The 14,290-nt window shown below is 68.4% G+C and carries 16 protein-coding genes, 1 tRNA gene and 2 pseudogenes; 10 read left to right on the forward strand and 9 right to left on the reverse strand.

Going from position 1 to position 14,290, the window contains the following annotated elements:
* Positions 1-61 precede the first annotated feature (61 nt).
* Together H3H54_RS14640 and H3H54_RS14645 are read left to right on the forward strand one after the other, a co-directional pair.
* Positions 62-316 (forward strand): annotated as a pseudogene (locus H3H54_RS14640) (PadR family transcriptional regulator); the annotation flags it as partial.
* Positions 317-497: 181 nt separating this feature from the next.
* Positions 498-1,532, forward strand: a complete 1,035-nt coding sequence (locus tag H3H54_RS14645) for a permease prefix domain 1-containing protein (RefSeq protein WP_262424435.1) — start codon at positions 498-500, stop codon at positions 1,530-1,532.
* 104 nt (positions 1,533-1,636) lie between these two features.
* Here the strand turns inward: H3H54_RS14645 and nrdE are convergent, their stop codons facing one another.
* The 5 genes and pseudogenes from nrdE to H3H54_RS14670 all read right to left on the reverse strand — a co-directional run.
* A complete protein-coding gene (nrdE, locus tag H3H54_RS14650) occupies positions 1,637-3,769 on the reverse strand; it encodes a class 1b ribonucleoside-diphosphate reductase subunit alpha (protein ID WP_262424436.1) in 2,133 nt (710 codons plus the stop codon).
* A gap of 5 nt (positions 3,770-3,774) precedes the next feature.
* A complete protein-coding gene (gene nrdI, locus H3H54_RS14655) occupies positions 3,775-4,173 on the reverse strand; it encodes a class Ib ribonucleoside-diphosphate reductase assembly flavoprotein NrdI (RefSeq protein WP_262424437.1) in 399 nt (132 codons plus the stop codon).
* 20 nt (positions 4,174-4,193) lie between these two features.
* Positions 4,194-4,448, reverse strand: coding sequence for a glutaredoxin-like protein NrdH (gene nrdH / locus H3H54_RS14660; RefSeq protein ID WP_262424438.1), 255 nt, complete (start codon positions 4,446-4,448; stop codon positions 4,194-4,196).
* A gap of 574 nt (positions 4,449-5,022) precedes the next feature.
* A complete protein-coding gene (locus H3H54_RS14665) occupies positions 5,023-5,850 on the reverse strand; it encodes a hypothetical protein (protein ID WP_262426546.1) in 828 nt (275 codons plus the stop codon).
* A 412-nt stretch (positions 5,851-6,262) separates the two neighbouring features.
* Positions 6,263-6,589 (reverse strand): annotated as a pseudogene (locus H3H54_RS14670) (Gfo/Idh/MocA family oxidoreductase); the annotation flags it as partial.
* 255 nt (positions 6,590-6,844) lie between these two features.
* Here H3H54_RS14670 and H3H54_RS14675 point away from each other — a divergent pair.
* Together H3H54_RS14675 and H3H54_RS14680 are read left to right on the forward strand one after the other, a co-directional pair.
* Complete coding sequence (locus tag H3H54_RS14675) at positions 6,845-7,507, forward strand: 1-acyl-sn-glycerol-3-phosphate acyltransferase (RefSeq protein WP_262424439.1); 663 nt, start codon at positions 6,845-6,847, stop codon at positions 7,505-7,507.
* A gap of 110 nt (positions 7,508-7,617) precedes the next feature.
* Positions 7,618-8,001: a universal stress protein gene (locus H3H54_RS14680; RefSeq protein WP_262424440.1), complete on the forward strand. Its 384-nt coding sequence runs from the start codon at positions 7,618-7,620 to the stop codon at positions 7,999-8,001.
* A 148-nt stretch (positions 8,002-8,149) separates the two neighbouring features.
* On the opposite strand, the gene H3H54_RS14685 is transcribed toward H3H54_RS14680, so the two are convergent.
* The 3 genes from H3H54_RS14685 to H3H54_RS14695 form a co-directional block, all read right to left on the reverse strand.
* Positions 8,150-9,643: a catalase gene (locus tag H3H54_RS14685; protein ID WP_262424441.1), complete on the reverse strand. Its 1,494-nt coding sequence runs from the start codon at positions 9,641-9,643 to the stop codon at positions 8,150-8,152.
* A 101-nt stretch (positions 9,644-9,744) separates the two neighbouring features.
* A complete protein-coding gene (locus tag H3H54_RS14690) occupies positions 9,745-10,215 on the reverse strand; it encodes a Fur family transcriptional regulator (protein ID WP_262424442.1) in 471 nt (156 codons plus the stop codon).
* An 88-nt stretch (positions 10,216-10,303) separates the two neighbouring features.
* Positions 10,304-11,077, reverse strand: coding sequence for an SDR family NAD(P)-dependent oxidoreductase (locus tag H3H54_RS14695; protein WP_262424443.1), 774 nt, complete (start codon positions 11,075-11,077; stop codon positions 10,304-10,306).
* A gap of 132 nt (positions 11,078-11,209) precedes the next feature.
* Between H3H54_RS14695 and H3H54_RS14700 the strand changes: the two genes are divergently transcribed.
* The 6 genes from H3H54_RS14700 to H3H54_RS14725 all read left to right on the forward strand — a co-directional run bounded on the left by H3H54_RS14700 (position 11,210) and on the right by H3H54_RS14725 (position 14,034).
* Positions 11,210-11,935, forward strand: coding sequence for an SDR family oxidoreductase (locus H3H54_RS14700; RefSeq protein ID WP_262424444.1), 726 nt, complete (start codon positions 11,210-11,212; stop codon positions 11,933-11,935).
* Between the two features lie 74 nt (positions 11,936-12,009).
* The gene (locus H3H54_RS14705) at positions 12,010-12,213 is read left to right on the forward strand and encodes a hypothetical protein (RefSeq protein ID WP_262424445.1); all 204 of its coding nucleotides are present in this window, start codon (positions 12,010-12,012) and stop codon (positions 12,211-12,213) included.
* On the forward strand, positions 12,192-12,419 hold the full coding sequence (locus H3H54_RS14710; RefSeq protein ID WP_262424446.1) for a hypothetical protein: 228 nt from the start codon (positions 12,192-12,194) through the stop codon (positions 12,417-12,419). The genes H3H54_RS14705 and H3H54_RS14710 overlap by 22 nt, the downstream gene beginning before the upstream one ends.
* Before the next feature lie 61 nt (positions 12,420-12,480).
* Positions 12,481-13,110 (forward strand): histidine kinase, encoded by a 630-nt coding sequence (locus tag H3H54_RS14715; protein WP_262424447.1) that lies wholly within the window; start codon positions 12,481-12,483, stop codon positions 13,108-13,110.
* Positions 13,111-13,145: 35 nt separating this feature from the next.
* A complete protein-coding gene (locus tag H3H54_RS14720) occupies positions 13,146-13,283 on the forward strand; it encodes a hypothetical protein (RefSeq protein WP_262424448.1) in 138 nt (45 codons plus the stop codon).
* A 19-nt stretch (positions 13,284-13,302) separates the two neighbouring features.
* The gene (locus H3H54_RS14725; RefSeq protein ID WP_262424449.1) at positions 13,303-14,034 is read left to right on the forward strand and encodes a response regulator transcription factor; all 732 of its coding nucleotides are present in this window, start codon (positions 13,303-13,305) and stop codon (positions 14,032-14,034) included.
* 95 nt (positions 14,035-14,129) lie between these two features.
* Here the strand turns inward: H3H54_RS14725 and H3H54_RS14730 are convergent.
* Positions 14,130-14,202: transfer RNA gene (locus tag H3H54_RS14730), tRNA-Thr, on the reverse strand.
* Positions 14,203-14,290: the final 88 nt, after the last annotated feature.

A 14,290-nucleotide genomic window follows, 5' to 3' on the forward strand; every position in this document is an offset into this window, starting at 1 on the left:
GTGGGCTCCAGCACTCACTGCGCCTCGGTGCCGGGAACAGAGTTGCGGCCCACGGACACACATGCACCCCTTGCCGTACTACGGCAGCCGTAGTACGTTACGGGCGGTACAGCGGCACGGGCCCGCCTGCCGCGCGCACCACGTCCACCACCAGAGAGGAGCCGATGTGATCGGAGCAGACGCCATCCGCGGGCACATCGATCTGATCCTGCTGGCGATCCTCGAGGCTCGACCGTCCTACGCCTACGAGCTCTCCAAGACCATCACCGATGGTTCCCACGGCGAATACGTCATCAAGCAGACCACCCTCTACACCGCAGTCAAGCGCCTGGAGTCCCAGGGCCTGCTGGACAGCTACGAGGATGCCTCCCCACAGGCAAGCCCCGCACCTACTACAAGCTCACCTCCGAAGGCCTCGACCAGCTCGACCTCAAGCGCGACGAATGGCGCAGCACCCGAGCACTCGTGGACCGCTTCGCGAACGGAAAGGACGCCTCGTGAACGTCATCGATTCCTACCTGGACACCCTCTTCGCCCCCTACCCCGAGACTCCCCGCCTGCGGGAGGCCCGGTCCGAGCTGCGCGCCATGATGGAGGACAAGCTGCAGGGCCTCATCGAGGACGGCCTCTCCGAGTCCCAGGCCGTCGGCCAGGTCATCGCCGAGTTCGGTACCCTCGAGGAGGCCGCTCCCGTGCTGGGCATCGACGCTGAGCTGGGCCGCGCCTCCGCCGCGCCCGCCGCACCGCTGGACCCGGAGCTCGATGTCTTCCGCGCCCGCGAGTACGTCGACGCCGTGCATCGCTCCCAGTGGCTGTCGGCGACGGGGCTGGCGCTTTTCGTGCTCTGCGCAGCGCCGCTGCTGCTGCTCATCGCTGTGACCGGCTCACCCCAGGGCGACCCGGCGGGCTGGGCGATCGCCGCGGGCATCAGCGCAGTGCTGGTGATGGTGGCCCTCGGCACCGTGCTGATGATCGTGCGGGATGCGCGCCTGAAGGACTACGAGGACCTCGACCGCGGCGCGTTCACCCTCACCGCCCCGGTGCGCGCCTTCGCGCAGCAGGTCAGGGATGAGCACCGTCGCACCACCATCGTGGCCGGGGCGATCGCGATCATGCTGTGGATCCTGTGCGCTCTGCCCACGATCCTGCTGGCACTGCTGGGCGGGCCGAACTCGCTGGCTGTGCTGTACGGCGTGTGCACCACCCTGGTGATGGTCGCGATCGGGCTCGCGGTGATGACCGGCGCGGGCTGGGCGGATTCCGCGAGCTCCACCCTGCTGCAGGAGAGGGACGACGAGGACGAAGATCCGGAGTACAGCACCAACCCCGCGGTGCGGGCGATCGCGGCGGTCTACTGGCCGGTGATGGCAGCGATCTATCTGGCCTGGAGCTTCCTCACCGGCGACTGGCACCTCTCCTGGGTGCTCTGGCCGGTGGCCGGCGTGCTCTACGCCGGACTGTCCGGACTCAGCGTCGCGCTGCGCGGTGAGGACGAGGACCCCAGCACCCGCGCCCGCCGCCGTCGGGCCTGAGCCGCAGATCCCCCGAACGCACGAACGCCGACGGGCGGGCCTCCCCTGAGGGTGGCCCGCCCGTCGGCGTCTGCGATGGCACCGCAAAGGTGCCGTTCACGAGATCAGAGCATGCAGCTGACGCAGCCCTCGACCTCGGTGCCCTCGAGCGCCATCTGCCGCAGGCGGATGTAGTAGAGGGTCTTGATGCCCTTGCGCCAGGCGTAGATCTGCGCCTTGTTGATATCGCGCGTCGTGGCGGTGTCCTTGAAGAACAGCGTCAGCGACAGGCCCTGGTCCACGTGCTGCGTGGCCTCGGCGTAGGTGTCGACGATCTTCTCGTAGCCGATCTCGTACGCATCCTGGAAGTACTCGCGATTGTCGTTGTTGAGGTAGGGGGCGGGGTAGTACACCCGGCCGATCTTCCCCTCCTTGCGAATCTCGATCTGCGAGGCGATGGGGTGGATCGAGCTCGTCGAGTTGTTGATGTACGAGATCGAACCCGTCGGCGGGACGGCCTGCAGGTAGGCGTTGTACATGCCGTGCTCCGCCACCTCGTCACGCAGCTGCTTCCAGTCCTCCTGCGTGGGCAGGTGGGCGCTGGACTCGGCGAACAGCCCACGCACCTTCTCCGTCTTCGGCTCCCACGCCCGGTCGATGTACTTGTCGAAGTACTCGCCCGTGGCGTACTTGGAGTTCTCGAAGTCGTAGAACCTCTCCCCGCGCTCCTTCGCCAGCCGCATCGACGCCTTGATGGCGTGATACGTGACCGAGTAGAAGTACATGTTGGTGAAGTCCAGGCCCTCTTCGGAGCCGTAGAAGATCCGCTCGCGCGCCAGGTAGCCGTGCAGGTTCATCTGCCCCAGTCCGATCGCGTGGGACTTGCGGTTGCCCTCGGCGATTGTCGGCACGGAGTCGATGTCCGAGGTGTCCGAGACCGCGGTCAGGCCACGGATGGCCGTCTCGATGCTCTGCGCGAAGTCCGGCGAGTCCATCGCCTTGGCGATGTTCAGCGAGCCCAGGTTGCAGGAGATGTCCCGGCCCATCTCGTCGTAGGTCAGGTCCACGTTCATGGTCGACGGGGTCGAGACCTGCAGGATCTCCGAGCACAGGTTCGAGTGCGTGACCTTGCCGGCGATGGGGTTCGCCCGGTTCACGGTGTCCTCGAACATGATGTACGGGTAGCCGGATTCGAACTGGATCTCCGCGAGGATCTGGAAGAAGTCGCGCGCCTGGATCTTCTTCTTGGAGATCTTCGGGTTGTCGACCATGTCCCGGTAGACCTCGGAGACGTTCACGTCGGCGAAGGGCTTGCCGTACTCGCGCTCCACGTCGTACGGGGAGAACAGGTACATCGGCTCGTTCTTCTTGGCGAGTTCGAAGGTGATGTCGGGGATCACCACGCCGAGGGAGAGGGTCTTGATACGGATCTTCTCGTCGGCGTTCTCACGCTTGGTGTCGAGGAACCGCAGGATGTCGGGGTGGTGAGCGTTGAGGTACACCGCACCGGCGCCCTGCCGGGCCCCGAGCTGGTTGGCGTAGGAGAAGGAGTCCTCGAGCAGCTTCATCACGGGGATGACACCGCTGGACTGGTTCTCGATGTGCTTGATCGGCGCACCGTACTCGCGCAGGTTGCTCAGCAGCAGTGCCACGCCGCCGCCGCGCTTGGACAGCTGCAGCGCGGAGTTGATCGAGCGACCGATGGACTCCATGTTGTCCTCGATGCGCAGCAGGAAGCAGGAGACGAGCTCGCCCCGCTGCGCCTTGCCGGCGTTGAGGAAGGTGGGGGTCGCGGGCTGGAAGCGGCCGTCGAGGATCTCGTCGACCAGGTTCCGGGCCAGCTGCTCGTCACCGCGGGCAGGGCCCAGGGCCACCATCACCACGCGGTCCTCGAAGCGCTCGAGGTACCGCTCGCCGTCGAACGTCTTCAGGGTGTACGAGGTGTAGTACTTGAAGGCGCCCAGGAAGGTGGGGAAGCGGAACTTCTTGGCGAAGGCCTGCTCCGACAGGGACTCGATGAAGGAGAAGTCGTACTGCTCGAGGACCTCGGGCTCGTAGTACTTGTTCTCGACCAGGTAGTCCATCTTCTCGCGCAGCGAGTGGAAGAAGACGGTGTTGGGGTTCACGTGCTGCAGGAAGTACTCCCGCGCCGCCTCACGGTCCTTCTCGAACTGGATCTTCCCGTCCGGTCCGTACAGGTTCAGCATCGCGTTCAGCGCGTGGTAGTCGAGCCGCTTGTTGTGCTCGACCGGGGGCATCTCGGTCAGTGTCGCCAAAACTCTTCCAATCCGTCGTGGACCCGCGTCACATCGCGCGGAGTGCCGAACAGTTCGAACTTGTACATATGGGGGACCTCGCACTTGCGGGCGATGATGTCGCCGGCCAAGCAGTAGGCCTCCCCGAAATTGGTGTTCCCCGCACCGATCACGCCACGGATGTGCTTCCGATTGCGTTCGTCGTTGAGGAACTTGATGACCTGCTTGGGGACGGCACCGCGGCCGTTGCCCCCGCCATAGGTCGGAGTCAGCAGGACGAAATCCTCATCGACGACGAGGGGCTCATCCTTCGGGTAGAGAGGGATTCGGCGAGCCGGCATCCCGAGCTTCTCGACGAAGCGCTTGGTATTGCCGGACACCGAGGAGAAGTAGACGAGGTTCGCCACGCCAACGCCCCCGGGGCCGATCAGATGGCAGTGGCCTGGCGCTGCGCGGCGACGCCCGCGATCGCCTTGATCTTGTCCGGACGGAAGCCGGACCAGTGGTCCTGCGAGGTGATCACGACCGGCGCCTGGACGTAGCCCAGCGACTTCACCTTCGCGAGGGCGTCGGCGTCCTCGGTGATGTCGACGACGTCGTAGGCGACGCCCGCCTTGTTCAGGGCGCGCTTGGTCGCATCGCACTGCACGCAGAGGGGCTTCGAGTACACGGTGATGTCCAAGGGGAGGCCTTTCACGAGCGCCGCGCCGAGGCGCGAGGACTGAGCTGTCACGAGTTGTCAGAGGGGGTCCGATGGACCGTCCGCCGCGCTCCGGAGCCTCGGACCATGGGCGCAGCGGTGGGTTCCGGTGCGCCGCCCGGTTCCCGGGAGACCCGGTGCGGAGCGACTACGTCAACACTACACCTAGTGGTGACCCGGCGCGACGACCACAAGATGTACTGAACTACATCTCTGTCATCCACAGCGGATTGTTGATGGCTTGTGGATAGATCAGCACGAATGGGGACGGAGGAGGCGCCCACGCACGAAACGCGAGGATGCATGCACAGTCGAGTGTGGATGAAGGGTCCGACAGACCGTCCCGGCGGTGGATGACGCGCCACTGCCGAGCCGCCGACACGCGGCGGAGTGAGGTGCGTCCCCGGCGTGTCCCGACGATCGGCTCGGCGTGTCGCCAGCGTGTCCTCGGCGTGTCCTCGCGGACCGTCCCGGCGCAGTTGCTCGCATGCGACGACCCCCGCTGCCCGAGGGGGCGGCGAGGGTCGGAGCGGGGTCGCGGGCGCAGCCGCGGACGTCAGGGGCGGGGGCCCTCCGAGGCGGAGTCCTCTGAGGCCGGGCCCTCAGTGGCAGGAGCCTCCGGGGCGGACTCAGCTGCTGCGGCATCGGTCGATGCGGGAGCCTCCGGCACAGCGAGCTCCGTCGCCTCGTGCGACGGGAGCTCCCAGGCATCAACGATCTCCTCGCCCGGCTCCGCCACGGCAGCGTCCGCCTCGGGGACGGCGGGTTCACCGCCCGCAGGCTCGGGCGATTCCGCCAGCTCCTCCGCAGGCGTCGCCGTGCTCTGCGGCCCGGCGATCTCGACCACCATCTCCGGTTCCGACTGCGCGGCCTGCCCCGGGCCCGCAGAACTCTCCGTCTCCGCAGTCACCGCAGCCGCGCCGGTCTCACCGGTCTTCGCGGTCTCATCAGTTTCAACGGTCTCGTCGGTCTTGTCAGTCTCGTCAGTCTCGTCGGCCTCGAGGCTGCGTCCGTCGGCCTCGACGATGCTCGCAAGCACCTCGCGCAGCAGCTCCACCTGGGCGTGCGCCTCCGCAGCGCCCGAGACCGGCTGCTTGCCCTTCTCCACGAAGGCGTGGAAGGCCTCCCACATCAGCTCCACGGCGCCCTTGGGTGCGGTGGTCGACAGCTCCTGCACCACACCGGCCTTCTTCTCCCGCAGAGAGACCGTCGAGCGGACATCGGCGTGCGAGGGCGCGGGCAGCTCCACGCGCATCCGGCGGCGGGCCGAGAGCACCTGCAAGGTCTCGGAGTACTCCGGGGCGAACGGCAGGTAGTGCCACACCAGGCGCACCTGCGCCCCGCCCTCCAGTTCGCCGAGCAGCTCGATGGAGCCCGGGATCACGCCCTTCGGCCAGTGCCGCCGCGACCAGGCGGGCGATCGGGCCGTAGGCCGCCTCGATCACGGACATCTGATGAGCGACCCCGGTCAGCAGCCCCTTGACGTAGAGGTCGCGATCGCGCTGAGTGGCGCCCGGCCCGGCCCCCGCCACGACCGCGGCCTGGAGGGCCTTGCGGCGCTGCGAACGGACCTCGGTGGGCAGGTCATAGGAGGCGGTGGTGACATGGGCGCTGCCGTAGAGGGGCTGACTGGCCGGCATCAGCACTTCGTGGTCCACCATCCGCAGATCCTTGGTGGCGATCTGCTCGGACATGCGGGTCACGGAGTCGTCGTACTGCTGCGGGTAGGCCAGCATCAGCAGGCGCCGTCCGGTCATGCGCTCGAAGGAAGCGACCTGCTCGACCTCCTCGGCGGAGAAGCCCACCGGCGGCTCGACGAGCACCGGGATGCCGCGACGCATCAGGGCCAGCAGGTCCTCGACGTGGAGTCCGTCGGTGGACAGCAGCGCGGCGTCGATCGAGAGGGTCTTGGCGCGCACCGCCGCGATCAGATCAGCGACGGTCTCGTAGCGTTTCTCCTCCGCGATGCCCCAGACCTCGGAGGACTCGCGACGCCGGCGCGGTGAATGGTCCACCAGCGCGGTGATCGAGAATCGGTCCCACCGCCTGCGCAGCACCGGCAGGTGCACGGCCTGGGCCATGGTTCCGGCGCCGATCACGGCGATGTTCAGGGTCTTGGGCATCGGCAGGCTCCTCGGGCTGGGAAGGGGATCGGCGGCAGCTCCGCGGGACGTTCGGCGGGCGCCGGGCCGCTCCGTTATCGCGCCGCAGCACGGCGCGAGACGCACGCCTGTTCTACCACACCCGCCCGTGGCCGGGCCGAGTCGTTCCCCGGTGCGACCTGCACCGCAGGGACGGAGGTCACGCGGCCAGCGCGCCGGAAGCCGGTCGATCACGATTATCGTGGGGCGCGGATCAGCACGTCTCAGGAGGAACCCGTGGCCAAACGCTTCTATTTCGGCGCCCGCAACATCTCGCGTCCGTTCTTCAAGCTCCTGTGGAATCCGCGCATCACCGGGCTCGAGAACATCCCGCGCGAGGGCGGCTTCGTGATCGCCTCCAACCATCTGGCCAATATCGACAGCTTCGTGCTGCCCGTCGCGCTGCCCCGGCAGATCCGCTTCGTCGCCAAGGACACCCTGTGGACCCAGAAGGGGATCCGCGGGCGGATCCTGCACTGGTTCTTCGAGGCCGTGGAGGCGGTGCCAGTGGACCGCGAGGCGCTGTCCTCGGGCAAGGGCGCTCTCCAGGCTGGTCTGAGCATCCTCCGTGAGGGCGACGGCTTCGCGATCTATCCCGAGGGCACCCGTTCCAAGGACGGGCTGCTGCATCCCGGCAAGCAGGGCGCGGCGTGGCTCGCCGTCGAATCTGGCTGCCCGGTGATCCCCGTCGGCCTCAAGGGGACCCAGCATATGTTCTCCCGGCTGCTCCCCCACCGTGGTGCGATCACCGTGCGCGTCGGCACCCCCATCGAGCTCGACGACATCGACCCCACAGCCTCCAAGGGTGTGCGGCGCCGACTGCTGAACGCACGCATCATGGAGGAGATCCAGGCGCTGTCCGGTCAGCGTCGCGCAGTGCCCTCCCGCCCGATCGCCTGAGCTCGCCCGGCACCGGTCCTCCCGCACACCGCAGCAGTGCCAGTAGGATCTGGCCAGGCCGCGCGCTGACCGTGCAACGGCCGCCGCCGCACCGCACCCGAGGAGAGCAGATGGCCGTCGTCGTGGGATTCATCCCCACCGAAGTGGGTTTCAAGGCGCTGGCAGCCGCACGCGACGAAGCGGAGCAGCGCGGAGGACCGCTGATCGTCGTCAACGTGCTGCGCGACGGGGTCGGTGACGACCCCCGTCACGCCGACGATCAGCAGATCGAGATCGCGCGGGATCAGCTGCGCCATTCGAGCGTGCGGGTGTCGTTCCGGCAGGAGAACACCGATGACGACATCGCCGACGTGCTGCTGCGGGTGGTCGAGGAGGAGTCGGCCGAGCTGCTCGTGCTCGGCGTGCGCCGCCACCAGGACCTCGCCCGCCACCTGCTGGGCCTGACCGTCCAGAAGCTCCTGCTCTCCGCCGACAGCGACGTGCTCGTAGTCTGAGCGACGTACTGCGAGCTTACGAGCGGTAGGAGCCAGACAAAGAGGACCGTCTGAGCGACGTACTGCGAAGCCGCGAGATCGCGAGCGGGGAAAGACATGACAAAGGCCGGGCCGGGGCTGTCTGCCCCGGCCCGGCCTCTTGCTCAGATCAAGCGTTCAGCGGATCGCCGCCGGGCTGCTCGTCACCCTTGGAGGTGCCCACCGCCAGCTCGATGCGCTCACCGATGTTGGTGTCGACGTTCTTCCAGTACTGCAGCGCCTTGCTCAGCACCGGCTCCTCGACCGTGCTCAGCGCGCCGGAGACGGTCTCGACGAACTGGTCGCGCTGGGCGTCGTTGTACACCTCGCGCACCAGGATGCCGGGCTGGATGAAGTCGCTGTCATCGGCGTGGAGGGTGTATGCGGCGCGCACCATCTCGCCGTCGGCCTCCCAGCCGTTGTCGACCGGCCCCTGCTCGTCCTGGTAGGCACGACCGTAGGAGTTCGGGGCGTACACCGGCGCGTCGCCGCTGTGCAGGAACTGCATGTGCCCCTCCTTGTCGTAGGAGTTCGTGGGGACGATCGGCTGGTTCACCGGCAGCTGGTTGAAGTTGGTGCCGATGCGGTGACGCTGCGCATCCGGGTAGGAGAAGACGCGGCCCAGCAGCATCTTGTCCGGGGAGACGCCCGTGCCCGGCACAGTGTTCGAGGGGCTGAAAGCGGCCTGCTCGATCTGCGCGTAGTGGTTCACGGGGTTCTTGTTCAGCGTGAAGCGGCCGACCTTGATCAGCGGGTAATCCGCGTGCGGGACCGTCTTGGTGAGGTCGAAGATGTTGAAGCGGTAGTTCTTCGCATCCTCGTAGGGGATCACCTGCACGGACATGGTCCAGCTGGGGTTCTCGCCGCGCGCGATGGCGTCGAAGAGGTCCCGGCGGTGGTAGTCACCGTCGGAGCCTGCGAGCTTCTCGGCCTCTTCGTTGCTGAGGAACTCCATGCCCTGGTCGGTGTGGAAGTGGTACTTGATCCAGAACTTCTCACCGGACTCGTTGACCCACATGTAGGTGTGCGAGCCGTAGCCGTTCATGTGGCGCCAGGACTTGGGCAGACCGCGCTCACCCATCAGGTAGGTCACCTGGTGCGCGGACTCCGGCGAGTTGGACCAGAAGTCCCACTGCATCTGGTTGGAGCGCAGGCCGGAGTCCGGCAGGCGCTTCTGGGAGTGGATGAAGTCGGGGAACTTCATCGGGTCGCGCAGGAAGAAGATCGGCGTGTTGTTGCCGACGATGTCGAGGTTTCCCTGCTGGGTGTAGAACTTCAGCGCGAAGCCGCGCACGTCGCGCCAGGTGTCGGGCGAGCCGAGCTCACCGGCGACGGTGGAGAAGCGGGCCAGCATCGGGGTCTTGCGACCGGGCTGGAACAGATCGGCCTTGGTGTACTTCGAGACGTCCTCGGTGATCTCGAGCTCGCCGAAGGCGCCGGAGCCCTTGGCGTGGGGGCTGCGCTCCGGGACGCGCTCGCGGTCGAAGCGGGCGAGCTTCTCGACCAGGGCGACGTCGTGGAGCATCAGGGGGCCGTCGGCACCGATGCTCAGCGAGTGCGCATCGGACTCACGGGGAGCGCCGGACTCGGTGGTGCTGGGGACCGTGGGGTCGAACTGGGTCATGTACTTCTCCTCGGATGGTGGGAATGGTTTCTGACAGGTTGTGACGAAACATCGAGACAGGGATCCTGCGACCCTGCGGGCGACGGCCGGGGCCGACGACCTCAGGGGGTATGTGGGGCGCGGTGCGCGGGGAGGGAGGGGGCGGTCGCGGCGGACTTCGCACGGCATTCAGAGCAGACGCCCCGGTAGACGACGTCCGCGATCTCGATGGAGAAGCCGTGGTCGTCGTGCGGCACCAGGCAGGGCGCCGCCCCGATCGCACAGGGGACATCCTCCAGCCGGCCGCACTCCCGGCAGACCAGGTGATGGTGGTTGTCGTGCCGGTGGATCTCGTACTGCATGCTGCGGCCGCCGACGGCGACCCGCCGCAGCAGCTCGGCATCGGACAGTGCATTGAGGACGTCGTAGACGGCCTGGCGGGACACCGTCCCCAGGTTGTCGCGGACCATCCGGGCGATCGCCTCCGCGTCGGAATGCGGATGCGCCTCGACCGCGGCCAGCGCGGCGAGCCGCGGAGCGGTCACGCGCAGGCCAGCACTCCGCAGGGCGGAGGTGTGCTCGATGGTCGACATGTCCCCAGTGTATCGCCCTTTCTGGACTATCTCAAGAAAGCGTCGTTGCCCAGTTCGGTGGCCGTGCCGGCGACCCCCGCGCACGGTCTCAGCCGCGATGCCAGGCCACGCCGGGATCCTGGGTGGAGAACTTCCCGCCGCTGACATCCAGCAGCGCCCCGGTGATGTAGTCGGAGAGATCGCTGGCGAGGAAGAGGCAGAGGTTCGCGACGTCGCCGGGAGCACCCCAGCGCCGGATGCTGAGCTGATCGAGCTTGGCCGAGGCTGCCTCTTCGTCCAGCGCCGCGAAGCCGTTCATCGCGGTCGGGATCATGCCGGGCGCGTAGGCGTTGGCGGTGATGCCCCACGGACCGAGCTCGCTGGCGAGCACCCGGGTCATCTGCACCACGGCCGCTTTGGAGGCTCCGTAGGCGGCGGCGTCGACGCTGGGGATGGTCGCCGCGAAGGACGCCGCGTTGATGATCCGGCCGGCGCGCTGCCGCTTCATCAGCGGGATAGCGGCCTGACAGGTGTTCAGCACGCCGCGCACGTTGACCGCGAAGACCTGGTCCCACAGCTCCGGATCGAAGCTCTCCAGCGGCCCCTCCGCGTTGATGCCGGCGTTGTTGATCAGCACGTCGAGGCGCCCGTACCGCTCCTCGATGGTCGCCACTGCGTCCCGCACCTGGCCGGGATCAGTGATGTCGCAGGTCAGGGCCAGATCAGCGATCGACTCCCCGCGCAGCTCCGCGAGCGCGACCGAGTCCAGGTCCATGGCGACCACTTCTGCGCCCTCACGGGCGAAGGCCTCAGCGATCGTGCGGCCGATGCCCCTCCCCGCGCCGGTGATGAGCACGACGCGCCCGGTCAGATCGATCTGCATTCTTCCCCCTGGGAAGTGACCGCTGCTGTGCGGCCACGCTCTACGCTGAACAGGCCCGGGCCCGGGCCTGCTGACACCGGGTCCACTGTCGGCCCTGCTCGAAGCGGGGTCAAGCACCAGGAGGAGACGACGATGGATGCTCGCACTGTGTGGATCACCGGCGCGGGGACAGGGATGGGCAGGGCCGCCGCGCTGGCCGCCGCCCGCGACGGCCGTCCCCTCGCGCTGTCCGGGCGCCGGCCCGAGGTGCTCGAGGAGGTCGCCGAGGAGGTCCGTGCCCTCGGTGGGACCGCGCTCGCAGTCCCCCTGGATGTCACCGACCGGCTCGCAGTGCGCTCTGCCGCCGCGCAGATCGAGGAGGAGCTCGGGGGCGTGGAGGCCCTGGTGCTCTCCGCAGGGCTCAACGCCCCTCGTCGCTACTGGCGCGACCAGGACCTGGACGAGTTCGCCGCCATCACCGAGACGAACCTGCTGGGCCCGGTGTCGGTGATCGATGCCGTGCTGCCGGGGATGCGTGCACGGGGCGAGGGCACGATCGTGGTGATCTCCTCCTACTCGGCGTGGCGCTTCTCCCCGGATGCCGGCGCCGCCTACAGCGCGACCAAGACGGCGCTCGGCCCGCTGGTCGCGACGCTCAACGCCCAGGAGAACCGTCACGGAATCCGCGCCTGCCACCTGTGCCCCGGGGACGTCGACAGCGACTTCCTCGACCGCCGGCCCCAGGTGCCGGGGGCACAGGAACGGGCGGCCATGCTGACCCCGCAGGACGTCGGCCGCGCCGTCTCGTTCGTGCTGACCAGCCCGCCGCACGTGGTCATCGACGAGCTCGTCATCAGCCCGGCGAAGCCCGGCCCCTGAAGCGCGACGTCCCGAAGGTGACGAGTTCTCGGGTCCCCGCGCGGAGACGTCGCGGGGACGGCTAGCCTGGCCCGGTGACCCAGCCAGTTACCGGCCCGTATTCAGCGGGTGACGCAGGACGACCGGGCACTGCGACGGGAGCAGGACGAGCCCCCGCAGGCACTCGTGCGCTCGCCCAGCGCGCCCTGGGCGGCTGGGTCGCCGCCGCCCTGGTCACGATCCTGCTGCTGGTGGTGTCGGTCCCGATCTCCTCGGGGTGGACCGCGCCTCGACCGTGATCGCGGTGCTGCTGAGCCTGGCCGGCGGCCTGTCCGTCCGCCACCCCGTGGTCGGCGCCGTGGCCGCCGGCACCGTGCTGACTCTGGGGCTCGGCAACGGACCGGCACACATCGGCTCGGGGATCCTTGCCTCCCCGTCACCGTCGCCGCCTGTGCGGCCCGCGGCCACCTCCTCACCGCGATCGGGATGGCCGCCTGGCACGTGATCCCCCTGGCCGTCTCTGCCGTGCTGCGGGGGATGACCCCGAGTTCCTGATCTCCCAGGTGATGCTGTGGCTGGTGCTCCAGACCACTGCGGTCCTCGCCGGCACCTGGGGGCGCTCCCTCGCCTGGCGCGCCCGCGCGGAGAGATCACGACGTATCTCGGATCTCGCCGAGCAGCGACGGGCCATCGCCCGCGAGCTGCACGACACGGGCGTGAGGGCGATGACCCGCGTGGTGATGCTCTCCGAGAACGCCACCGTGCGCCCCGGCATCGAAGCCGCCGACGCCGCACAGTTCTCCCATATCGCCGCAACGGCGCGGGAGGCCGCCGAGGAGCTGCGCGTCCTGCTGGACACCCTGCGCACCGAGGACTCTGCGGGCATCCGCCTGCCCACGGCCGGTGAGCAGAGCGGCCCCGTCCGGCTGCGGAGCCTCGTCGAGGGCCTGCGACTGCGCCTGATCGCTGAAGGATTCCATGCACAGGTCTCCCTCGACGGGGACGGGAACCTCCCCGTCCCCCGCCACGGAGTGCTGGACAGGTGCCTCCGCGAGATCGAGGCGAACGTGATCCGCCACGGCGACCGCTGTGTCCCGGTCGCGATCCTGGGCGAGCTGAGCACCCCGAGCCCGACCACGACGGCGGCCGCCCCAGGCTCGATCTCCTGGTACGCAACGGCGTGGCTCCGCGCCTGACGAGCGCACCGCGCGGCGGCGCCGGCCTGGAGGGGATGCGCGAGCGCCTCGCACAGATCGGAGGCCAGCTGGAGACCCGGCGGGAGGGCGCCCTCTTCCTCACCCATCTCACCGCCGCCTGCACACTGGGCGAGGGTGAGCAGGACCAGGACCAGGACGTGACGGATGCGTGAGCGTGACGGAGGATCGGCCATGACAGCGGATGCCAGGACGACAGAAGGCAGGGACATGACGACGGTGATGATCTGCGATGACGACCCGATCGTGCGTGAGGCGCTGGGCAGCTACCTGGCGCGCGAGGAGGATCTGGAGGTCGTCGCCCAGGTGGGCACCGCCGACGAGGCCCTGAGGGTGCTCGACCTGGATCCGGCGGACGTCGTCCTGATGGACCACACCCTGCCCGGCATGAACGGCATCGATGCGACACGCCTGGTGCGGGCTCGTCATCGCGGCACCTCGGTGCTGCTGATGACCACGTTCGGCACCGACGAGCAGGTGCGGGAGGCGCTCTCCGCCGGCGCGAGCGGTTTCCTGCTCAAATCGGCCAGTCCCGCGGCGCTCGCTGCGGCCGTGCGCGCCGCCCATGATCACGCCGGCACCGTGCTGACCCCGCAGCTGGCCGCGCAGATCACGGCCCACGCCGGTCACGCTCCCGCTCCCACCATCGTCGGCGGCGGGCCCACCCAGGAGCAGCTCGAGGACCTCGGCCTCACCGAGCGTGAGAGCGAGGTGCTCGCCCTGCTGTGCTCTGCGGAGTCCAACGCCGGGATCGCCCGCGCCCTGTCCCTGTCCGAGTCGACGGTGAAGTCCCACGTCTCCTCGCTGATGACGAAGCTCGGCTGCACCTCACGGCTGCAGATCGCCCTGAGCGCCTTCGAGCGCGGGCTGGTGGTGCCCCCGCAGCCACCGACCGTGACGGACTGAGCCCGGTCGGACCGAGCCTGCGCCGGGAGCTTCCCGGAGAACGATGAGGGCCCCGCTCCTGTGGAGTCACAGGTGCGGGGCCCTCATACATGCGGAGCCGCCTATCGGAATCGAACCGATGACCTATTCATTACGAGTGAATCGCTCTACCGACTGAGCTAAGGCGGCGTCTTCGCCGGTGTGCGGCGGACCGGTTCACTGTACGTGACCTGCGCCGGTCGGCGCAAAGCCAGTCACAGCGATACCCGTCACCCTC

The sequence above is a fragment of the Brachybacterium sp. Z12 genome (assembly GCF_014400405.1).
Lineage (GTDB): Bacteria > Actinomycetota > Actinomycetes > Actinomycetales > Dermabacteraceae > Brachybacterium.